This is a genomic window from Streptomyces sp. NPDC051172, from assembly GCF_040682555.1.
Lineage (GTDB): Bacteria > Actinomycetota > Actinomycetes > Streptomycetales > Streptomycetaceae > Streptomyces.
The window spans coordinates 33,920-54,277 of sequence record NZ_JBFBBE010000025.1; the positions used below are offsets into that span (position 1 = coordinate 33,920).

20 protein-coding genes are annotated in these 20,358 nt (G+C 68.5%); 18 read left to right on the plus strand and 2 right to left on the minus strand.

All coding sequences use genetic code 11. The features are described 5' to 3' along the window. Positions 1-10: 10 nt before the first annotated feature. Positions 11-586 carry a hypothetical protein gene (locus AB0N07_RS17565; protein WP_365835840.1) on the plus strand — a complete coding sequence of 192 codons (576 nt, stop codon included), beginning with the start codon at positions 11-13 and terminating at the stop codon, positions 584-586. A gap of 57 nt (positions 587-643) precedes the next feature. Here AB0N07_RS17565 and AB0N07_RS17570 read toward each other — a convergent pair whose 3' ends face one another. Next, the gene (locus AB0N07_RS17570) at positions 644-949 is read right to left on the minus strand and encodes a ferredoxin (protein WP_365835842.1); all 306 of its coding nucleotides are present in this window, start codon (positions 947-949) and stop codon (positions 644-646) included. 579 nt (positions 950-1,528) lie between these two features. On the opposite strand from AB0N07_RS17570, the gene arc reads away from it, so the two are divergent. The 6 genes from arc to prcA all read left to right on the plus strand — a co-directional run bounded on the left by arc (position 1,529) and on the right by prcA (position 7,694). Next, positions 1,529-3,295, plus strand: a complete 1,767-nt coding sequence (gene arc / locus AB0N07_RS17575) for a proteasome ATPase (RefSeq protein ID WP_123964019.1) — start codon at positions 1,529-1,531, stop codon at positions 3,293-3,295. A gap of 245 nt (positions 3,296-3,540) precedes the next feature. Continuing rightward, positions 3,541-5,052, plus strand: coding sequence for a depupylase/deamidase Dop (dop, locus tag AB0N07_RS17580; protein ID WP_365835844.1), 1,512 nt, complete (start codon positions 3,541-3,543; stop codon positions 5,050-5,052). A gap of 156 nt (positions 5,053-5,208) precedes the next feature. Further along, the gene (locus AB0N07_RS17585) at positions 5,209-5,427 is read left to right on the plus strand and encodes a ubiquitin-like protein Pup (protein ID WP_108011740.1); all 219 of its coding nucleotides are present in this window, start codon (positions 5,209-5,211) and stop codon (positions 5,425-5,427) included. 44 nt (positions 5,428-5,471) lie between these two features. Continuing rightward, the gene (locus AB0N07_RS17590; protein ID WP_365835846.1) at positions 5,472-6,083 is read left to right on the plus strand and encodes an endonuclease VII domain-containing protein; all 612 of its coding nucleotides are present in this window, start codon (positions 5,472-5,474) and stop codon (positions 6,081-6,083) included. After that, entirely contained in the window at positions 6,035-6,880 is an 846-nt protein-coding gene (gene prcB, locus AB0N07_RS17595; RefSeq protein WP_365835848.1) for a proteasome subunit beta, read from the plus strand. The genes AB0N07_RS17590 and prcB overlap by 49 nt, the downstream gene beginning before the upstream one ends. A 61-nt stretch (positions 6,881-6,941) precedes the next feature. Beyond that, positions 6,942-7,694 (plus strand): proteasome subunit alpha, encoded by a 753-nt coding sequence (gene prcA / locus AB0N07_RS17600; RefSeq protein ID WP_351466197.1) that lies wholly within the window; start codon positions 6,942-6,944, stop codon positions 7,692-7,694. A 65-nt stretch (positions 7,695-7,759) separates the two neighbouring features. Here the strand turns inward: prcA and AB0N07_RS17605 are convergent, their stop codons facing one another. Further along, positions 7,760-8,776, minus strand: a complete 1,017-nt coding sequence (locus AB0N07_RS17605) for a LacI family DNA-binding transcriptional regulator (protein ID WP_365835851.1) — start codon at positions 8,774-8,776, stop codon at positions 7,760-7,762. Positions 8,777-8,937: 161 nt separating this feature from the next. Here AB0N07_RS17605 and AB0N07_RS17610 point away from each other — a divergent pair, with 161 nt between their 5' ends. The 11 genes from AB0N07_RS17610 to AB0N07_RS17660 all read left to right on the plus strand — a co-directional run bounded on the left by AB0N07_RS17610 (position 8,938) and on the right by AB0N07_RS17660 (position 20,313). Beyond that, positions 8,938-10,197 (plus strand): MFS transporter, encoded by a 1,260-nt coding sequence (locus AB0N07_RS17610; RefSeq protein WP_365835853.1) that lies wholly within the window; start codon positions 8,938-8,940, stop codon positions 10,195-10,197. A gap of 9 nt (positions 10,198-10,206) precedes the next feature. Then, positions 10,207-11,568 carry a Pup--protein ligase gene (gene pafA / locus AB0N07_RS17615; RefSeq protein ID WP_059196529.1) on the plus strand — a complete coding sequence of 454 codons (1,362 nt, stop codon included), beginning with the start codon at positions 10,207-10,209 and terminating at the stop codon, positions 11,566-11,568. Between the two features lie 135 nt (positions 11,569-11,703). Continuing rightward, positions 11,704-12,705, plus strand: coding sequence for an FKBP-type peptidyl-prolyl cis-trans isomerase (locus AB0N07_RS17620; RefSeq protein WP_365835855.1), 1,002 nt, complete (start codon positions 11,704-11,706; stop codon positions 12,703-12,705). A gap of 60 nt (positions 12,706-12,765) precedes the next feature. Next, positions 12,766-13,137: an FKBP-type peptidyl-prolyl cis-trans isomerase gene (locus AB0N07_RS17625; RefSeq protein WP_030945962.1), complete on the plus strand. Its 372-nt coding sequence runs from the start codon at positions 12,766-12,768 to the stop codon at positions 13,135-13,137. A gap of 130 nt (positions 13,138-13,267) precedes the next feature. Next, positions 13,268-14,221 (plus strand): WYL domain-containing protein, encoded by a 954-nt coding sequence (locus AB0N07_RS17630; protein ID WP_365835857.1) that lies wholly within the window; start codon positions 13,268-13,270, stop codon positions 14,219-14,221. 18 nt (positions 14,222-14,239) lie between these two features. Beyond that, positions 14,240-15,283 carry a WYL domain-containing protein gene (locus tag AB0N07_RS17635; RefSeq protein WP_365835860.1) on the plus strand — a complete coding sequence of 348 codons (1,044 nt, stop codon included), beginning with the start codon at positions 14,240-14,242 and terminating at the stop codon, positions 15,281-15,283. Positions 15,284-15,347: 64 nt separating this feature from the next. Next, a complete protein-coding gene (locus tag AB0N07_RS17640) occupies positions 15,348-15,632 on the plus strand; it encodes a hypothetical protein (RefSeq protein ID WP_365835862.1) in 285 nt (94 codons plus the stop codon). A gap of 10 nt (positions 15,633-15,642) precedes the next feature. Further along, positions 15,643-15,837, plus strand: a complete 195-nt coding sequence (locus AB0N07_RS17645; protein WP_115909189.1) for a hypothetical protein — start codon at positions 15,643-15,645, stop codon at positions 15,835-15,837. A 261-nt stretch (positions 15,838-16,098) separates the two neighbouring features. Beyond that, the gene (tatA, locus tag AB0N07_RS17650; protein WP_030945949.1) at positions 16,099-16,386 is read left to right on the plus strand and encodes a Sec-independent protein translocase subunit TatA; all 288 of its coding nucleotides are present in this window, start codon (positions 16,099-16,101) and stop codon (positions 16,384-16,386) included. A 92-nt stretch (positions 16,387-16,478) separates the two neighbouring features. After that, on the plus strand, positions 16,479-17,360 hold the full coding sequence (gene tatC / locus AB0N07_RS17655) for a twin-arginine translocase subunit TatC (protein WP_365835954.1): 882 nt from the start codon (positions 16,479-16,481) through the stop codon (positions 17,358-17,360). Between the two features lie 91 nt (positions 17,361-17,451). Further along, complete coding sequence (locus AB0N07_RS17660; protein WP_365835865.1) at positions 17,452-20,313, plus strand: DEAD/DEAH box helicase; 2,862 nt, start codon at positions 17,452-17,454, stop codon at positions 20,311-20,313. Positions 20,314-20,358: the final 45 nt, after the last annotated feature.

Below are 20,358 nucleotides of genomic sequence, written 5' to 3' on the forward strand. Positions count from 1 at the left end.
GACACTCCTAGTGCAGCAATCCGCCGTCCCGGAACTGGCACACACGCACACCCGCCCCATCCACTGGGTCGCCACCGCCGCGGCCGTCTCAGGCGTCATGGCCCTCTCCTCGCTCCTGCAGCCCAACTCCGCGACAGCAGCCCCGCCGGCCGACCCCCGGGCCGGGACCGCCCGCACGGCGAGCGCGCCCAGCACCGCGGGAGTGAGCTTCCCTCTAGCTTGCGGGCCGGTCAAAGCGGTGGTCCAGAAGAAGGCCACCGGGGACCTCGACGGCGACGGAAACCCCGAAACCGTGGCCGTCGTGCACTGCGACGCCCCCATGGGCACCCCGCCCGACGGCGTGTACGTCCTCACGCGCGCCGCGGACGGCGGCAAGCCGCGCGTGGTGGCGACCCTCCTCGACCCCAAGGCCGGCGACACCGTCAGCGACTTCGCCGTACGCGACGGAGCCGTCGCGGCGACCCTGCTCGGCTACTCGTCCACTGACGTGCCCCGCTGCTGTCCGGACGTGACACAGGGTGCCAAGTGGCAGTGGAAGAACGGCGCGTTCATGCGCTCCACTTCCGCCGGTGCGCACAGCGCCTGAGCCGGCCGTCGACGCGTGTGAGAAAACAGACAGATGTGGCGTTCCGTGTCCGCCGGGTCACTCGGCGTCGGGGCCGTACACCTCGACCTTGTCCGAAACCTGACGCACATGGATGCAGTCGCCCGGACACTCCTTGGCGGAGTCCACCACATCCGTGAGAAGCGGCAGCGGCACGGGGGTCGTGGCGCCCCGGGCCTGCAGTAGTTCGTCGTCCGCGCCCTTCACGTAGGCCAGGCCGTCGATGTCCAACTCGAACACCTCCGGCGCGTACTGGGCACAGATGCCGTCGCCGGTACACAGGTCCTGGTCGATCCAGACTTCCAGCTCCTCGCCGCCGGTCGCGACCTCCTGCTGCACGCTCATGTCTCCTGCCGTTCGGCTGTCGAGCCGCCGAAAACCGGGTCGGCTCCGACGGGTGTTGACCACTTCGACCCTACCTCCGGCGGCTTCCCCACCCTGGGCGGTGGGTATTCCGGCTTTCAAACGACATCCATGCAGCAATGGGCGGAAACACGCCGGACCGCACGCTTCGAACACCTCTTCGCCTGGTGGATGATGCTCTGGAGGCCCCCCGGGTCGGCGCGCAAGCCCATGCAGTGGCCGAAAACCGCCGTATGAGTCTGCCCTGTCGACCGCATCACATCGACGGCGCGCGACGGAGCCCCCAGGGCCCGCCCAGCGCCATGCACCAAGCCGCCACGCTCCTGTTCGCAGGTGCGCGGCGTCAACAACTAGGCTCGACACCGATGGGTGTTGAACACTTCATCGCCGATTACTGCCTGCTTTCGAAGGTTGATGAATGGGTATTCCCCTGGCGTGAGGAACGGCGCAAGGGGCAAGATCGGACACGCCCCTACCGTCTTTGTGATCTAGGGGTTTCAATCGACACCCACCCAGGTAGGGTCTGGAAGCGTCCAGCTCCCCTTGGAGGAGGTGAGGACCGTGGCAGCCCACGACGACGACATGAACCGCGGCATCCGCCCGGGACGAGGGTCCGACGACCCGGCCGGGCAGATTGCCTACCTTGAGCAGGAGATCGCCGTCCTGCGACGCAAGCTCGCCGACTCTCCGCGACACACGAGGATTCTCGAAGAGCGGATCGTCGAGCTGCAGACCAACCTGGCCGGCGTGTCCGCCCAGAACGAGCGACTCGCCAACACGCTCCGTGAGGCCCGCGACCAGATCGTGGCCCTCAAGGAAGAGGTCGACCGGCTCGCACAGCCACCGGCCGGCTTCGGAGTCTTCCTCACGGCGAACGAGGACGGCACGGCCGACATCTTCACCGGAGGCCGCAAACTCCGCGTGAACGTCAGCCCCAGCGTCGACCTCGAAGACCTGAGGCGCGGCCAGGAAGTAATGCTCAACGAAGCGCTCAACGTGGTCGAGGCCATGGAGTTCGAGCGCGTCGGGGACATCGTCACCCTCAAGGAGATCCTCGAGGACGGCGAACGCGCCCTGGTGCTCGGGCACACCGATGAGGAGCGGGTGGTACGGCTCGCCGAGCCACTGCTGGACGTGAACATCCGCCCCGGTGACGCCCTGCTGCTCGAACCCCGATCCGGCTATGTCTACGAGATCGTTCCGAAGAGCGAGGTCGAGGAACTCGTCCTCGAAGAAGTTCCCGACATCGGTTACGAGCAGATCGGCGGTCTCGGCGGCCAGATCGAGGCCATCCGCGACGCGGTCGAGCTGCCGTACCTCTACCCGGACCTGTTCAAGGAGCACGAACTGCGGCCGCCCAAGGGCGTCCTGCTGTACGGGCCCCCCGGATGCGGAAAGACGCTCATCGCCAAGGCCGTCGCCAACTCGCTGGCCAAGAAGGTCGCCGAGGTGACCGGCCAGGCCGCCGGCAAGAGCTTCTTCCTCAACATCAAGGGCCCCGAGCTCCTGAACAAGTACGTCGGCGAGACCGAGCGGCAGATCCGCCTCGTCTTCCAACGTGCGCGGGAGAAGGCCAGCGAGGGCACACCCGTCATCGTCTTCTTCGACGAGATGGAGTCCCTCTTCCGCACCCGTGGCTCCGGTGTCAGCTCGGACGTGGAGAACACCATCGTCCCCCAGCTGCTCGCCGAGATCGACGGCGTGGAAGGCCTGCAGAACGTGGTCGTGATCGGCGCCTCCAACCGCGAGGACATGATCGACCCCGCCATCCTGCGACCCGGCCGCCTCGATGTGAAAATCAAGATCGAGCGCCCCGACGCCGAAGCCGCCAAGGACATCTTCGGCAAGTACCTCACCGAACGCCTCCCCCTGCACGCCGACGACGTCGGCGAGCACGGCGGCAACAAGACGACCACCGTCGAAAGCATGATCCAGACGGCCGTCGAGCACATGTACGCGGAATCCGAGGAGAACCGCTTCCTGGAGGTCACCTACGCCAACGGTGACAAGGAAGTCCTCTACTTCAAGGACTTCAACTCCGGCGCCATGATCGAGAACATCGTCGGCCGCGCCAAGAAGATGGCGATCAAGGACTTCCTCGACCACAACGCGAAGGGTCTCCGCGTCTCCCACCTCCTCCAGGCGTGCGTGGACGAGTTCAAGGAGAACGAGGACCTGCCCAACACCACCAACCCGGACGACTGGGCCCGAATCTCCGGAAAGAAGGGCGAACGGATCGTCTACATCCGCACCCTCATCACCGGAAAGCAGGGCGCCGACACCGGTCGCTCCATCGACACGGTGGCGAACACCGGTCAGTACCTGTAAAAGACAGGGCGGCTGCGGGTGCCCTCACCGGGTACCCGCAGTCGACTGTTTTTCAGGCCAAGACCGCAACAAGAGGCGCGCAAGGCAATGACGCAAATGATCTCCCCACCAGCGCAAAGCCGTTCTAGGCTCTTCGGTACCGCCGAGTCGCGCAGTGCGGGGACGGGCACCGCACACGCACTGGAGCGCCAGCGGTACTTGAGCAGCGTCCCCGACCGAGGGCGCCGCCGGGCAAGGAGGGCCGCATGACCGTACGGCGAGTAATGGGCATCGAGACGGAGTACGGCATCTCCGTCCCCGGCCACCCCAACGCCAATGCCATGCTCACCTCGTCCCAGATCGTCAACGCCTACGCGGCGGCGATGCACCGGGCCCGCAGGGCCCGCTGGGACTTCGAGGAGGAGAACCCGCTGCGCGACGCGCGAGGCTTCGACCTCGCCCGCGAGGCCGCCGACGCCAGCCAGCTCACCGACGAGGACATCGGCCTCGCCAACGTGATCCTCACCAACGGCGCACGCCTCTACGTCGACCACGCACACCCCGAATACAGCGCCCCCGAGGTCACCAACCCCCGCGACGCCGTCCTCTGGGACAAGGCCGGCGAACGCGTCATGGCCGAAGCCGCCGAACGGGCCGCCGCACTCCCCGGCGCCCAGCCGATCCACCTCTACAAGAACAACACCGACAACAAGGGCGCCTCCTACGGCACGCACGAGAACTACCTGATGAAACGGGAAACCCCCTTCTCGGACATCGTGCGCCACCTCACGCCCTTCTTCGTCTCCCGCCAGGTCGTCACCGGCGCCGGCCGCGTCGGCATCGGCCAGGACGGCCACGAACACGGCTTCCAGCTCAGCCAGCGCGCCGACTACTTCGAGGTCGAGGTAGGCCTGGAGACCACCCTCAAGCGCCCGATCATCAACACGCGCGACGAGCCGCACGCCGATGCGGAGAAATACCGCCGCCTGCACGTGATCATCGGCGACGCGAACCTCTCCGAGATCTCGACCTACCTGAAACTGGGCACGACGGCGCTCGTCCTGTCCATGATCGAAGACGGCTTCATCGCCGTCGACCTGGCCGTGGACCAGCCCGTCCGCACCCTCCACCAGGTCTCCCACGACCCCACCCTCAAGCGCCTGGTCACCCTCCGCAGCGGCCGCACACTCACCGCGGTACAGCTCCAGATGGAGTACTTCGAGCTCTCCCGCAAATACGTCGAGGAACGCTTCGGCTCGGACGCCGACGACCAGACCAAGGACGTCCTGGCCCGCTGGGAGGACACCCTCAACCGCCTGGAGAACGACCCCATGAGCCTCGCCGGCGAACTGGACTGGGTCGCCAAGCGGGAACTCATGGAGGGCTACCGACGCCGCGACGGCCTCGACTGGGACGCCGCAAAGCTCCACCTCCTCGACCTCCAGTACGCCGACGTACGCCCCGAAAAGGGCCTCTACAACCGTCTCGCGGCCCGCGGCCGCATGAAGCGCCTCCTGGACGAGAACGAGGTCGAGCGGGCCCGCACGAAGCCACCGGAGGACACCCGCGCCTACTTCCGCGGACGCTGCCTGGAGCAGTACGCGGACGACGTCGCGGCCGCCTCCTGGGACTCCGTGATCTTCGACCTCCCGGGCCGGGACTCGCTCCAGCGCGTCCCAACCCTGGAACCGCTTCGCGGAACGCGAAATCACGTCAAGGAGCTCCTGGACCGCTGCCGCACCGCGGAAGACCTGGTCAGGGTGCTCTCGGGCGGCTGAGCGACCGCCAGGGCGGAACCGGCCGGACAGGGTGGAAAGTCCATCGTCCGGGAATCATCGAGATGGTCCCCGTACGTTGTAGCAACTGCGGGGCCGATGTCAGACCCTGCTTGTAGGGTCTGATCAAGAACGTCGAACCGAGCGGGGTGAGGGGTTATGGCGACCAAGGACACCGGCGGCGGCCAGCAGAAGGCGACGCGCTCCACGGAGGAGGTCGAGGAGCAGGCACAGGATGCGCAGGCTTCGGACGATCTCAAGGAGCGGCAGGAGAAGTTGAGCGACGACGTCGACTCTGTGCTGGACGAGATCGATGACGTACTCGAGGAAAATGCCGAGGATTTCGTGCGAAGCTTCGTGCAAAAAGGTGGGCAGTAAAGGTCGCTGGGCCACTTTTACCTTCGAATTGAAGGTGGCGGGGGATGAGGGTGGCTGGCGATCCGGACGCGAAGCGGTGCAGGAAATGCAAGCGGGACCTGCCGCTTGCTGCATTCGCGCGTGACAAGAATCGGAGTGACGGCCTCCAGGTGCATTGCCGGGAGTGCGTGGCGGAGTACAGTGCCGCGCACTACCGGCGCCGCCGGGAGGCCCTCGGTAAGCCGGTGCGCGAGAAGGTAGATGTTCCTGCCGGCCACAAGCTCTGCCGGACGTGCGGAGAAGTGAAGCCGCATAGCGAATGGCACCGCAACGCGACCGCGTCCGACGGCCTGTCGACGCGCTGCAAGGCGTGCCGGGCGATTCAGGGGCGGCAAGGCCATTTGAAGCGCCAGTACGGCATCACCGAAGCCGAACGTGACGAGTTGATCGCCTCTCAAGGGGGCGTCTGCTGCATATGTTTGTCCGCCCCGGCCGAACATGTGGATCACTGCCGCAAGACGGGTAGGGTCCGAGGCGTACTGTGCTTCAGCTGCAATGCCGCACTGGGGCAGTTCAAGGATCGGCCCGATGCCATAAGGCGGGCTGCTGCTTACGTGGAAGGAATCGCGTGGAAGCCAACACTCGTAGCACCGGGCGTCTACCAGCTGCCTTCCTGACGCCTGGGTCGTCGTCCTTCATGGACTTCCTGTCCGAGCACCAGCCGGAGATGCTGCCGGGCAACCGGCAGCTGCCCCCGACGCAGGGCGTCATCGAGGCGCCGCACGGCACGACCATCGTGGCCGTGACCTTCCCGGGCGGTGTCGTGCTTGCCGGTGACCGTCGCGCCACCATGGGCAACATCATCGCGCAGCGGGACATCGAGAAGGTGTTCCCGGCCGATGAGTACTCGGCGGTGGGCATCGCCGGTACCGCCGGCCTGGCTGTCGAGATGGTCAAGCTGTTCCAGCTGGAGCTGGAGCACTTCGAGAAGGTCGAGGGGGCGCAGCTCTCGCTGGAGGGCAAGGCGAACCGTCTTTCGACCATGATCCGTTCCAACCTCGGCATGGCCATGCAGGGCCTGGCCGTGGTTCCCCTCTTCGCCGGTTATGACGTGGACCGTGAGAAGGGGCGCATCTTCTCCTATGACGTGACGGGCGGCCGCTCCGAGGAGCACGGGTATGCGGCCACGGGCTCCGGTTCGATCTTCGCGCGCGGTGCCATGAAGAAGCTCTTCCGTGACGACCTGAGCGAGGATCAGGCCACGACGCTTGTCGTGCAGGCCCTGTATGACGCGGCTGACGACGACTCGGCGACCGGTGGTCCCGATGTCGCCCGCCGGATCTATCCGATCGTGACCGTGATCACCGAGGACGGTTTCCGCCGGCTGACCGAGGACGAGTCCTCCGAGATCGCCCGTTCGATCCTGGAGCGGCGGCTGGAGCAGCCCGACGGTCCGCGGGCCGCGCTGCTGTAGCCGGGTGACCGGCTCTTGTGAAGGTGATCGCGTGACTTCGACAGAAAGGGACGGATAACCGGTGTCGACGCCGTTCTATGTCTCACCCCAGCAGGCCATGGCCGACCGGGCGGAGTACGCCCGTAAGGGCATCGCCCGTGGTCGCAGCCTGGTCGTGTTGCAGTATGCCGACGGCATCGTCTTTGTCGGCGAGAACCCGTCCCGTGCGCTGCACAAGTTCAGCGAGATCTATGACCGGATCGGCTTTGCGGCCGCCGGCAAGTACAACGAGTACGAGAATCTGCGGATCGGTGGTGTGCGGTATGCCGATCTTCGTGGTTACACCTATGACCGTGATGATGTGACGGCTCGCGGCCTTGCGAACGTGTATGCCCAGACGCTGGGCACGATCTTCTCCAGTGCGGCCGAGAAGCCGTACGAGGTGGAGCTGGTCGTCGCCGAGGTCGGGGAGACGCCCGAGGGTGATCAGATTTATCGGTTGCCGCATGACGGGTCGATCGTGGACGAGCATGGGTCGGTCGCCGTCGGTGGCAATTCTGAGCAGATCAGCACCTATCTCGATCAGCAGCACCGTGAGGGCATGTCTCTCGCGGAGGGGCTGAAGCTGGCCGTGCAGGCGCTGTCCCGCGATACGAACGGCACGCAGCGGGAGATTCCCGCCGAGCGTCTGGAGGTCGCGGTGCTGGACCGTACGCGGCCGCAGGCGCGGAAGTTCAAGCGGATCGTGGGCCGTCAGCTCTCCCGGCTCCTGGAGGCCGACGGAGCGGCCACTGAGGCCGAGAGCAGTGCGGAGGAGGGCTCGGACGAGGAGTAGTCCCGCCTCCCCTCATTCCGCTCCTTGTGTGCCCCGGTCGTCGATGCGGCCGGGGCACAGGGCGTTCAGGGGGTGCCGGGCGGGGCCGTCGAGCCCCGTACGACCAGTTCCACGGGGATGTCGCCCGCCTCGGGCTCGCGCCCTTCCAGGACGGCCAGCAGGGCCCTCATGCCGCGTTCGCCGAAGAGCTCGGCGTCCAGGCGTACGGTCGTGAGTTCGGGGTCGAGGGCGGTGGCGAGGGCGAGGTCGTCGAGGCCGGTGACGGAGATGTCGTCGGGGATGCGCAGGCCGAGTCGGCGGGCGGCTTTGTAGGCGCCGGCGGCGAGTTTGTCGTCGTCGCAGACCAGGGCGGTGGGCCGGGGTCCCGGGGCGGACAGGGCTGCTTCGGCGGCGGTCAGGGCGCCTTCGATGGAGATCGGTGCGCGGGTGGTCCGTACGGATGTGTCCGGGACGGCGCCGACCCGGGCGGCCAGTTCATGGGCGCGTACCTCGAAGGTCCAGGACGCCACGTCCGCCGCCAGGTGCAGGAAGTGGCGGTGGCCCAGGCCCAACAGGTGTTCGGCGACCTGTCTGACGCCGTCCGCGATGTCGAGGTTCACGGTGGCCGCGCCGAGGCTGCCCTTCGGGTCGCTGTCGAGCATCACGAGGGGGAGTTGGTCGCCGCGGATGGCGGTGAGGGCGTCGGCGGCCATGGAGGAGGCGATGACGCCGTCGAGGGCGGCCTGGGCGGAGGCGAAGGGGTCGCGGGCGGGGCCGATGCCTTCGGGGGAGGGGTAGAGGACGACGCCGAAGCCGTGGTCGGCGGCGACGCGGGCGGCGCCTGTGTACACGCCGGCGAAGAACTCCGTGGTCAGGGCCGGGACCACGAGGAGGACGGTGCGGGTGCGGCCCAGGCGGAGGTTGCGGGCGGCGAGGTTGGGCCGGTAGCCGAGGTCGCGGGCGGCTTCGCGGACGCGTTCGGCGGTGGCCTGTGAGACGCGGCCGCGCCATTTGTCGCCGAGTACCAGGGAGACCGCGGCCTGGGAGACCCCGGCGGCCTGGGCGACGTCGCGGCTGGTGGGGCGGGTGCTGCCGGGTGCCACCGTGGGCCTGCTCCTTGTCTTCCGGTCGTTCGCCTAGGGGGCGCTTCGGCCCTTCGGCTCGCTCCTGGTCGTCTGGACTCGTGAACAGCGCACATGGTACGTATGAGAACGGAGGTTATACGTAAAACCTCCGGCGTCGGCACGGGTGAGGGGAAGCGGACATGGCTGCGGGATACGTGGAGATCCTCAGGGCTCGGTACGCCGCGCGTCTGCTCGCCGGCACGCTGGTGGGCCGGCTGCCGTGTGCGGTCGCCCCGATCGCGGTGGTGCTGTTCGTGCGGGCGGAGGGCGGAAGCTACAGCCTGGCCGGGGCGCTCGCGGCGGTGTACGGGGTCGCCAACGCCGTCGGGCAGCCGTTGCTGGGGCGGCTGGTGGATCTGTACGGGCAGCCACGTGTCCAGCTGCCCGCCGCGCTCGGTTCCGCGCTGGCCATGTCCGGGTTTGCCTTCGTCGGCATCGATCCGCCGGCGCTCGCGTACGTGTGCGTGGCGCTTGCCGGGCTGTTCACGCCTCCCCTGGAGGGCGGTCTGCGGGCGCTGTGGTCGTCGGTGCTGCCCGGCGAGGGTCAGGTGCAGACGGCGTACGCGTTGGATGCCGTCGCCCAGGAAGTCATGTTCACCGTCGGCCCGTTGCTGGTGACGCTGTGCGTGTCGCTGTGGTCGGCGCAGGTGGCACTGGTGCTCGTCAATGTCGTCGGGGTGCTGGGCGCCTTGTCGGTGGTGCTGTCGCCGCCTTCACGGGAGTGGCGTTCGGCGCCGCGTGCGGCGCACTGGCTGGGTGCGCTGCGCTCGCCGGGACTGCTGGTGCTGCTGGGTGCGTTTCTGGCGGTGGGGATGGCGCTCGGCTCCATTGCGGTCGCGGCCGTGGCGTATGCGGACGGCCACGGCGGGGATGCGGTGTACGGCTGGCTGATGGCGGCGATCGGCCTCGGGGCTCTCGTGGGTGGTACGGCGTACGGGGCGCGGCAGTGGAGTGGTGCGCCGGAGCGGCGACTGCGGGTGCTGGTGGCGCTTCTGGCGGTGTGTTATCTGCCGCTCACTCTGATGCCGGGTCCGGTGGCGATGACGGTGCTCGCGGCGGTTGCGGGGCTCTTCCTCGCGCCGTGTCTCGCGTGTGCGTTCGTCCTCGTCGACCGGCATGCGCCGCGCGGGACGGTCACCGAGGCGTTCTCGTGGATTGTGACGACGTTCACAGTGGGTTCCTCGGTGGGAACGGGCCTGGCGGGCCCGGTCGTCGAGCGGGGCGGGGCGGTGTGGGGGTTCGCCGTGCCGGGTGTCGCGGGGGCCGTGGCGCTGCTGGTTCTGCTGGCCACCGGGCGGGTCCTTGCAGCTCCCGCGGGGCGTGTGGTGGTTGCGGCTTCATCGGAAAATGATCCAAACCGTGCCGTCGAACCCCGTTTCAGCTCAGGGGATCGGGCGTAATGTTCAGTCATGGACCGCCGCATTTTCGGGCTGGAGAACGAGTACGGCGTCACGTGTACGTTCAGGGGACAGCGCCGCCTGTCTCCCGACGAGGTGGCGCGGTACCTCTTCCGCCGTGTCGTGTCATGGGGCCGCAGCAGCAATGTCTTTCTGCGAAACGGCGCCCGCCTCTATCTCGACGTGGGCTCACATCCGGAATACGCGACACCGGAATGTGACAACGTGACCGAACTGGTCACCCACGACAAAGCGGGCGAGCGCATTCTCGAAGGACTCCTGGTGGACGCCGAACGACGCCTGCACGAGGAGGGAATCGCGGGCGACGTCTACCTCTTCAAGAACAACACCGACTCGGCGGGCAACTCCTACGGCTGCCACGAGAACTATCTCGTCGCACGCCACGGGGAGTTCTCCCGGCTCGCGGACATTCTCATCCCGTTCCTCGTCACGAGGCAGCTTCTGTGCGGTGCCGGCAAGGTGCTGCAGACCCCGCGGGGCGCGGTGTACTGCGTCAGCCAGCGGGCCGAGCACATCTGGGAGGGCGTCTCCTCGGCGACGACCCGTTCGAGGCCGATCATCAACACGCGCGACGAGCCGCACGCGGACGCCGAGCGCTACCGCCGCCTGCATGTCATCGTGGGCGACTCGAACATGTCCGAGACGACCATGCTACTCAAGGTCGGGGCGACCGACCTGGTGCTGCGCATGATCGAGGCGGGCACGGTGATGCGGGACCTGACCCTGGAGAACCCGATCCGGGCGATCCGTGAGGTCAGCCATGACATCACGGGCCGGCGCAAGGTGCGTCTGGCGAGCGGCCGCGAGGCGTCCGCCCTCGAGGTGCAGCGCGAGTACTACGAGAAGGCCGTGGACTTCTGCGAGCGTCGCGGCATCCGCACCGGCACCGTCGAGCAGGTCCTGGAGCTGTGGGGCCGCACGCTGGACGCGATCGAGGCCGAGGACCTCGACCGGATCGGCACCGAGATCGACTGGGTGATGAAGTACAAGCTCATCGAGCGGTACCGGGCCAAGCACAACATGACCATGTCGCATCCGAGGGTCGCGCAGATAGACCTCGCCTACCACGACATTCACCGTCGTCGTGGCCTGTACTACCTGCTCGAGAGGAAGGGCCAAGCGGCGCGGATCTGCAACGACTTGAAGATCTTCGAGGGCAAGTCCGTTCCGCCGCAGACCACTCGGGCCCGGCTGCGCGGTGACTTCATCCGCAGGGCTCAGGAACAGCGCCGGGACTTCACGGTCGACTGGGTCCATCTGAAGCTCAACGACCAGGCGCAGCGGACGGTGTTGTGCAAGGACCCGTTCCGTTCCGTGGACGACCGGGTGGAGAAGCTGATCGCAGGAATGTGAGCTATGTGAACAACGCGTTCCGGTGAAAGGCCGGAACGCAACACGGGCGCCGTACGTTTCCCGTACGGCGCCCTTCTCACGCCGTAGAGTTGCGCGCACGCCATCCACAAGATCGACCGATACGAGGCCTTTACCGTGCGCCGACGCTCCCTTCTCATCGCCGTACCCGCAGGACTGGTCACACTCGCCGGATGCGGTGACAACAAGTCCGCCTCGAGCAAGGCCGAAGCGAGTCCGTCGCCCTCCGCAACGGCCACGTCCGCCGCGCCGCCGCCGAAGATCGTCGACGGGCCGCTGCCGGCGATCACGGCGGGCACGAAGTTCGGTGAGAAGCCGACCGTCGCCAAGGGCCCCGGCCAGCCGTCGAAGAACCTCGCGGTCAAGACGCTCATCGCGGGCGGGGGGAAGACGGTCGCGGAGAACGACTATGTGCAGGCCCACTACCTCGGCCAGGTCTGGAACACGGCGAAGGTCTTCGACAACTCCTACGACCGCAAGACGCCGCTGATCATCCAGCTCGCCGAGGGCAGCATCATCGACGGCTGGCGGTACGGCCTGACGGGCAAGAAGGCCGGCAGCCGTGTCCAGATGGCCGTCCCGCCCACCTGGGGGTACGGCACGTCGGGCAACTCGCAGGCGGGCATCAAGGGCACCGACACGCTGGTGTTCGTGGTGGACGTGCAGGCCACGTTCAACGCCAAGAGCTCCGCCAAGGGCACGCACGTGGCGCAGAAGGACGCGGCGCTGCCCAAGGTCGGCACCAACACCGACGGCGCGGCGCCCTCCATCGACGTACCCAGGAAGCCCGCGCCCACCACGCTGGTGGCGAACTACATCATCGAGGGCGACGGCCCCGTGGTCGGCGCGCAGGACAGTGTGCTCGTGCAGTACAAGGGTGTGTTCTGGGACTCGGGCAAGGAGTTCGACTCGACGTACAGCCGGGGGGCGCTGACGTCGTTCGGGCTGCAGCAGGTCGTCAAGGGCTGGGGGCAGGGCCTGACCGGCAAGAAGGTCGGCAGCCGGGTCCTCATCGTGATCCCGCCGAAGCTGGGCTACGGGGACAAGCCGCCGGCCGGCAGCGGCATCAAGAAGGACTCCGTGCTCGTCTTCACGGTCGACATCCTGGCCAAGATGTAACCGCTCGGTGATGTAAGACTGTGCGTGTTGCCTTTCCGCAGACAAGCAGGAGCTAGAGACGTGAGCATCGAGAAGCCCGAGATCGACTTCCCGGGCGGCGAGCCCCCGGCGGACCTCGAGATCAAGGACATCTGGGAGGGCGACGGCGCTGTGGCGCAGGCGGGCCAGACCGTCACCGTCCACTACGTGGGTGTCGCCTTCAGCACCGGTGAGGAGTTCGACGCGAGCTGGAACCGTGGGACGCCGTTCCGCTTCCCGCTCGGTGGCGGCCGGGTCATCAAGGGCTGGGACCTCGGCGTGCAGGGCATGAAGGTCGGCGGCCGTCGTCAGCTGACGATCCCCGCCCACCTCGCCTACGGCAACCAGAGCCCGACCCCGGCGATCAAGCCGGGCGAGACGCTGATCTTCGTGGTCGACCTCGTCGCGGTCTGATCGGCGCCGCGACCGGACCCGATCACCTGGGGCCCATGCCTGTCCGGGCATGGGCCCTCGGCTTTTGCCACGCCACTTCGGGGCGGTACGGTCATCGTCGTAAAGCACCATAGGGAGGCGAAGGGCGTCGATGGCCATTGCCAAGGCCGAGCGGCTGATGAACCTGGCGCTGTGTCTGCTCGGGACGCGGCGGCCGCTCAGCAAGCGCGAGCTTCGTGAGTCCATCGAGGCCTACCTCGAAGCGGGCAGTGACGACTCCTTCAGCCGGATGTTCGAGCGTGACAAGGACGATCTGCGCGAACTCGGCCTGGTCATCGAGACGGTGGAGAACCTCGACGGCGAGGTGGGCTATCTGGCCCGCCGCGACAGCAACCGCCTGCCGCCGATCACGCTCGACGCCGAGGAGGCCGCCGCTCTCGGTCTGGCCGCCAAGGTGTGGCAGCAGGCCCGGCTCGCCGGTGCGGCCAGCGGCGCCCTGCAGAAGCTGCGCGCGGCGGGGCTGCCCGAGGACGTCGACCCGTACGAGGCGCACGGCGCCCTGGAGCCCCGTATCCCTGTGCACGAGGTCGCATTCGAGCCGCTGATGCTGGCCTGCCGCGATCGCCGCCCGGTCGTCTTCGACTACCGCAAGGCCACCGCCGCCCGCCCCGAGCCCCGGCATGTGGAGCCGTGGGCGCTGGAGTGCTGGCGCGGCCACTGGTATCTGGCCGGCTGGGACCGCGACCGGGGCGCCGAGCGGGTCTTCCGGCTGTCGCGGATCACCGGCAAGGTGCGCAGCCGCAGCGGGCAGTTCACGGCGGAGATTCCCGATGTCGTCACCGTCCGGGAGACCGTGGCGAGCTGGGCGGGGGAGACCGCCGACCGCTCCGCCCTGATCCGGCTGCGCTCGGGCGCGGGCTACCCCCTTCGGGCGAAGGCCACCGCGGTGCGGGAACTCTGCGGCGGCTGGGACGAGTTGGAGATTCCGTACGGACACGGGCTGGACGCCTGGCTGGTGGAGTTCGGGCCGGACGTGGTGGTCCTCGAGCCGGCCGAGCTGCGCGCGGACGTGGTGGACCGGCTGCGTGCCGTGGCCAAGGGCTGAGGGGGAGCGAGCAGGACAGTGGCAGGCAAACCGGCCAGGCCCGTGAACGCCATCGACCAGACCCGGCGGATGCTCTCCCTGGTGACGTATCTGAAGGAGCGTCCCGGGGCCCGGGTGGAGGACGTCGCGCGCGCCTTCGGCATCAGTGAGGACGAGCTCGTCTCCGACCTGGAAGTGCTGCCCATGTGCGGCACCAGCTTCCGCGGCGGGGACCTGCTCGACATCGACACCGACGGCGAGCGCATCTGGTGGCACAACCCTGCTGCCCTCGGCGAGGAAACAGCGGAGCCGCTGCGGCTGGCCGCCGACGAGGCGACGGCGCTGCTGGTGGCAGCCCGTGCCGTGTCCACGCTGCCCGGGCTGCGGGAGAGCGACCGGCAGGCGCTGCTGCGGGCCAACGCCAAACTGGAGGCCGCGGCCGGTGAGGCGGCGGGCGCCAGTTCCCGGCTGTCGGTGACCTTCGAGGCCGAGGGCGGTGTCTTCGCCGACGTCGACAGGGCGATCTCGGAGCGCCGCCGCCTGTGGATCCGCTACTACTCGCCCGCGCGTGACGAGCTCACCGAGCGGGAGATCGACCCCATCCGACTGGTCAGCGTCGGGCACACGTACGTGGAGGCCTGGTGCCGGCGCTCCGAGGCGCGCCGCACCTTCCGGCTCGACCGGGTTGCCGAGATCAGGATCCTCGACGAGCCGTCCGCGCCGCCCGAGATCGAGCTCAGGGACCTCTCGGAGGCGCTGGTGCAGCCGGCCGCCGAGGACCCGGAAGTCGTCGTCGAGGTCGGCCCGGGCGGCCGCTGGGTCGCCGAGTACTACCCGCACGACAGTGCGGATGAGCTGGCGGACGGCGGGCTGCGTATCACCCTGCGGACCCCGGATCCGGCGTCGCTGCGGCGGCTGGCGCTGCGGCTCGGGCGGGACGGCCGGATCGTCTCGCCGCCCGAGCTCGCCGACAGTGCCCGCCAGGCGGCCCGTGAGGCGCTGGCGGCGTACGACGGCGTCGAGGCGAAGGTCCCGCACGGCGGGCCTGCGGTTCACGACGGGTGGTCCGGCGGGCGGGAGTGAGCTGGACGGGGCGTCGGCCGCGGGGCCCCGGAGGCGATCGGCCTAGGGAAGAGGAGCAGGGGCTTTGAGCGAGTCGTCGGTGTCTGGTGCGGGCGGCATGTCGGTGGCGGCCGCCTTCGCCGGGATGAGAAGCGTGACCCCGGTGATGTTCAGGGCGGGCTGCCCGGACTGCCGCGGCAGCTTCGAACTCGCCGCCGCGGCCCTGCGCCTGGCGATCGGCGCCACCAGCCGCACGACTTTCTACTCGTTCACCTGCCCCGACTGCGGCGCCTCGGTCCGCAAGCCGGCCGGGGAGCGCATCGTCGAGCTGCTGACCGGCGGCGGGGTCAGGACCTTGCGGACCGTCTAGGCTCGACGTCATGTTCTGGCCGATGTTCGCGGTAGCTGTGGGGTTCCTGGGTCTCGCCGTGCTCGGGGTGTTCGCCGTGCGGGTGTTCGTCGAGGCCCAGCGCCTCGGCCGGCAGGTCACGGATTCCGCGCGCCGTATCAACCAGGCCGCCGAGGACCTCGAACGGGCGGCCGTCAGCACCGCCCGCGCCGTGGACTCCCTCTGAGTGCTGCTGTGCGAGGCGTGTGAGTGGTGCGCCCCAGGCGGTTTGGGTCACTTCGACCTGTCATCGGGGCCACCCTGGCGGGTACGCTGCTGGTCGCGGACCGGAGAACGAGGCCCGGACCGCGGACCGGGAGTACGCACGGGGATTGCCTCACGTTCACCCCTGAGCGTTACGATCGCTGCCAGCACGGCCGATCGGACACTTGTCCGACTGGTCGGACAGCACCCCACCCCAGCCGCCTCGGTGAGAAGGTAAAGACTTATGTTCGGAAGGCTCGGCGCCCCCGAGATCATTCTCATCCTTATCGTCGTCGTCCTGCTTTTCGGCGCGAAGAAGCTTCCCGACATGGCGCGCTCGCTCGGCAAGTCCGCTCGCATCCTCAAGAGCGAGGCCAAGGCGATGAAGGAAGAGGGCAGCAGCACGGCCACCCCGGCCGGCCCGCCCAACAACGACGAGCAGCCCCCGGCTCAGCGCACCATCCAGGCCGCCCCCGGCGACGTGACCAGCTCGCGCCCGGTCAGCGAGCCGACGGACACCACCAAGCGCTGACGCAGGGCCGGACACCTCCGGCCTGCCGCACGAGATGAGGACGTGGGTTGCTCAAGTCTGCCCGCAAGAAGGAAAAGGATCCCGAGGGGCGGATGCCGCTCGTGGATCACCTTCGTGAGCTCCGCAACCGGCTCGCGAAGGGCATGCTGGCCATCACGGTCGTATCCGTGGTGGCTGCCTTTTACAGCGCCCAGCTGATGCGCTTCCTCATGGACCCGGTGCCCCGCTGCACGAAGGGTCTGGGGGAGTCCACCGGCGGCCACTGCGCCGTCATCGCGTACACCGACCTGCTGTCCCCCTTCACCACCACGGTGAAGGTGGTCTTCATGGCCGGCATCGTGCTCTCCAGCCCGGTCTGGCTCTACCAGCTCTGGGCGTTCGTGGCACCGGGCCTGCACAAGCACGAGCGCAAGTACACGTACTGGTTCGTGTCGGCCGCCGTCCCGCTCTTCTCGGCCGGCGCCTGGCTCGCGTACACGATCCTGCCCATCAGCATGCGCGTGCTCCTGGGGATCACGCCCGACGGCTCGGCGAACATCCTGCCGATGGACAAGATCCTGGACTTCATCGTCCGGATGATCCTCATCTTCGGAGGCGCCTTCGAGCTGCCGCTGATCCTGGTCATGCTCAACTTCGCGGGCATCGTGAGCGGCCGCAGGATGGTCAGCTGGTGGCGCGGCGTCGTCATGGGCGTCTTCGTCTTCGGAGCGGTCGCCACGCCCACCACCGACCCCTTCGGCATGATCGCGCTGGCCGGGCCCATCGTGGTCCTGTACTTCATCGCGGTCGGCATCGCCATGCTGAACGACCGGCGCCGCCGCCGGGCCAATCCCGACGCCGAGCTGGACGACGACGAGGCCTCCGACCTCGACCTGACACCGGAACCCGTCGGTGATATCGAGCGCGTCTCGGCGGCGCCGGGCGTGCCCGAGCAGGCCAATGGGAGCGTCAACGGCTACGACGACGTCACCTGAGCAGCACCGCGGGACAACGGCATGAGCAACGGGCCGGACGGAAGACCGTCCGGCCCTTGTGCTGTGCGGGTCGAGAGACCCGGAACGGATAATGATCGTCCTGTTGTCAGTGCGGCCCGGTACGCTCGAAAGCACGATGACAGAGGACCTCTCCCCGGCTGAGCGGTACGCGGCTGCCCGCAGGCGCGCTGCCGAGCAGGCCACCGCGCTCGCCTCCTTCCGCGAGATGTACGACTTCGGCCTCGACCCCTTCCAGATAGAGGCCTGCCAGGCGCTCGAAGCGGGCAAGGGCGTGCTGGTCGCAGCGCCCACCGGCTCCGGCAAGACGATCGTGGGCGAGTTCGCCGTCCACCTCGCCCTGATGCAGGGCAAGAAGTGCTTCTACACGACACCCATCAAGGCGCTGTCCAACCAGAAGTACGCCGACCTGTGCCGCCGTTACGGAGACGGCATGGTCGGACTGCTCACCGGCGACAACAGCATCAACCCCGACGCCCCGGTGGTCGTGATGACCACCGAGGTCCTGCGGAACATGCTGTACGCGGGTTCGCAGACCCTCCTCGGCCTCGGCTACGTGGTCATGGACGAGGTGCACTACCTCTCCGACCGCTTCCGCGGCGCCGTATGGGAAGAGGTGATCATCCACCTGCCCGAGTCGGTGACTCTGGTGTCCCTGTCGGCGACCGTGTCCAACGCCGAGGAGTTCGGTGACTGGCTCGACACCGTCCGTGGCGACACCGAGGTGATCGTCTCCGAGCACCGGCCCGTGCCGCTGTTCCAGCACGTGCTCGCCGGGCGCCGGATGTACGACCTGTTCGAGGAGGGCGAGGGCAACAAGAAGGCCGTCAACCCCGACCTCACACGCCTGGCCCGGATGGAGGCCCAGCGCCCCTCGTACCAGGACCGCAGACGGGGCCGCGCGATGCGCGAGGCCGACCGTGAGCGGGAGCGCAGACAGCGTTCGCGGGTGTGGACCCCCGGGCGACCAGAGGTCATCGAGCGGCTCGACGCCGAGGGTCTGCTGCCCGCCATCACCTTCATCTTCAGCCGCGCCGCCTGCGAGGCCGCCGTGCAGCAGTGTCTGTACGCCGGGCTGCGGCTCAACGACGACGAGGCGCGCGCGAAGGTCCGCGACCTCGTCGAGGAGCGCACCGCGGCCATCCCCACCGAGGACCTGCACGTCCTCGGGTACTACGAGTGGCTGGAGGGCCTGGAGCGCGGTATCGCCGCCCATCACGCGGGCATGCTGCCGACGTTCAAGGAGGTCGTCGAGGAGCTGTTCGTACGCGGGCTGGTCAAGGCCGTGTTCGCCACCGAGACCCTCGCGCTCGGCATCAACATGCCCGCACGCTCGGTGGTGTTGGAGAAGCTCGTCAAGTGGAACGGCGAGCAGCACGCCGACATCACACCCGGCGAGTACACGCAGCTGACCGGCCGTGCGGGCCGGCGCGGCATCGACGTCGAGGGACACGCCGTCGTGCTGTGGCAGCGGGGGATGAGCCCCGAGCACCTCGCCGGCCTTGCCGGCACGCGCACCTATCCGCTGCGCTCCAGCTTCAAGCCCTCGTACAACATGGCGGTCAACCTGGTCGAGCAGTTCGGCAGGCACCGCTCTCGCGAGCTCCTCGAGACGTCCTTCGCGCAGTTCCAGGCCGACAAGTCGGTCGTCGGGATCTCCCGGCAGGTGCAGCGCAACGAGGAGGGCCTGGAGGGCTACAAGGCCTCCATGACCTGCCACCTCGGCGACTTCGAGGAGTACGCGCGGCTGCGCCGCGAGCTCAAGGACCGGGAGAACGAGCTGGTCCGGCAGGGGGCGGCCGAGCGGCGTGCCGAGGCCGCCGTGGCGCTGGAGAAGCTCAAGCCGGGTGACGTCATCCATGTGCCGACGGGCAAGTACGCCGGTCTGGCGCTGGTGCTGGATCCGGGGCTGCCGGCCGGGCGTTCCAACGGCCACCGGGGCTTCGAGCACCACGACGGGCCGCGTCCGCTGGTCCTGACGGCCGAGCGGCAGGTCAAGCGGCTCGCCTCGATGGACTTCCCGGTGCCGGTCGAGGCACTGGAGCGGATGCGCATCCCGAAGTCCTTCAACCCGCGCTCCCCGCAGTCCCGCAGGGACCTCGCCTCCGCGTTGCGCACCAAGGCCGGGCACATTCCGCCGGAGCGGGCCCGCAAGAAGCGTTCCCAGGCGGCCGACGACCGCGAGATCGCAAGGCTGCGGACCGCCCTTCGCGCGCACCCGTGCCATGGGTGCGACGAGCGTGAGGACCACGCCCGCTGGGCCGAGCGGTATCACCGGCTGCTGCGGGACACCTCGCAGCTGGAGCGCCGTATCGAGGGCCGCACGAACACCATCGCGCGGACCTTCGACCGGATCGTGGCGCTGCTGACCGAGCTGGACTACCTGCGTGGTGACGAGGTCACCGAGCACGGCAAGCGGCTGGCACGGCTGTACGGCGAACTCGACCTGCTGGCCAGTGAGTGCCTGCGGGCGGGTGTGTGGAACGGGCTCGGCCCTGCCGAACTGGCCGCCTGTGTCTCGGCGTTGGTGTACGAGGCACGGGTGGGCGACGACGCCATGGCGCCGAAGCTGCCCTCCGGCAAGGCGAAGGCCGCGCTGGGGGAGATGGTGCGGATCTGGGGGCGGCTGGACGCACTGGAGGAGGACTTCGGGATCACTCAGACCGAGGGCGTGGGGCAGCGGGAACCGGACCTCGGGTTCGCCTGGGCCGCCTACATGTGGGCCAGCGGCAAGGGGCTCGACGAGGTGCTGCGGGAGGCCGAGATGCCGGCCGGGGACTTCGTGCGGTGGTGCAAGCAGGTCATCGACGTGCTCGGGCAGATCGCGGCGGCGGCTCCCGTCTCCGGCGGGGAGAGCTCGACGGTCGCGAAGAACGCCCGCAAGGCGGTCGACCTGCTGCTGCGGGGGGTTGTGGCCTACTCGTCGGTGGGCTGAGCCGCTTGACCCGCCGGGGTCGAGGCCGCGTCCCGGACCGCCTGC

Bases quoted from the DNA above. Each gene is read 5' to 3' on its own strand.
- AB0N07_RS17570 (WP_365835842.1), bottom strand. From the start codon at position 949: ATGAGCGTGCAGCAGGAGGTCGCGACCGGCGGCGAGGAGCTGGAAGTC.
- dop (WP_365835844.1), top strand. From the start codon at position 3,541: ATGACCGTACGGCGAGTAATGGGCATCGAGACGGAGTACGGCATCTCC.
- AB0N07_RS17585 (WP_108011740.1), top strand. From the start codon at position 5,209: ATGGCGACCAAGGACACCGGCGGCGGCCAGCAGAAGGCGACGCGCTCC.
- AB0N07_RS17590 (WP_365835846.1), top strand. From the start codon at position 5,472: ATGAGGGTGGCTGGCGATCCGGACGCGAAGCGGTGCAGGAAATGCAAG.
- AB0N07_RS17610 (WP_365835853.1), top strand. From the start codon at position 8,938: ATGGCTGCGGGATACGTGGAGATCCTCAGGGCTCGGTACGCCGCGCGT.
- pafA (WP_059196529.1), top strand. From the start codon at position 10,207: ATGGACCGCCGCATTTTCGGGCTGGAGAACGAGTACGGCGTCACGTGT.
- AB0N07_RS17630 (WP_365835857.1), top strand. From the start codon at position 13,268: ATGGCCATTGCCAAGGCCGAGCGGCTGATGAACCTGGCGCTGTGTCTG.
- AB0N07_RS17645 (WP_115909189.1), top strand. From the start codon at position 15,643: ATGTTCTGGCCGATGTTCGCGGTAGCTGTGGGGTTCCTGGGTCTCGCC.
- tatA (WP_030945949.1), top strand. From the start codon at position 16,099: ATGTTCGGAAGGCTCGGCGCCCCCGAGATCATTCTCATCCTTATCGTC.
- tatC (WP_365835954.1), top strand. From the start codon at position 16,479: ATGCCGCTCGTGGATCACCTTCGTGAGCTCCGCAACCGGCTCGCGAAG.
- AB0N07_RS17660 (WP_365835865.1), top strand. From the start codon at position 17,452: ATGATCGTCCTGTTGTCAGTGCGGCCCGGTACGCTCGAAAGCACGATG.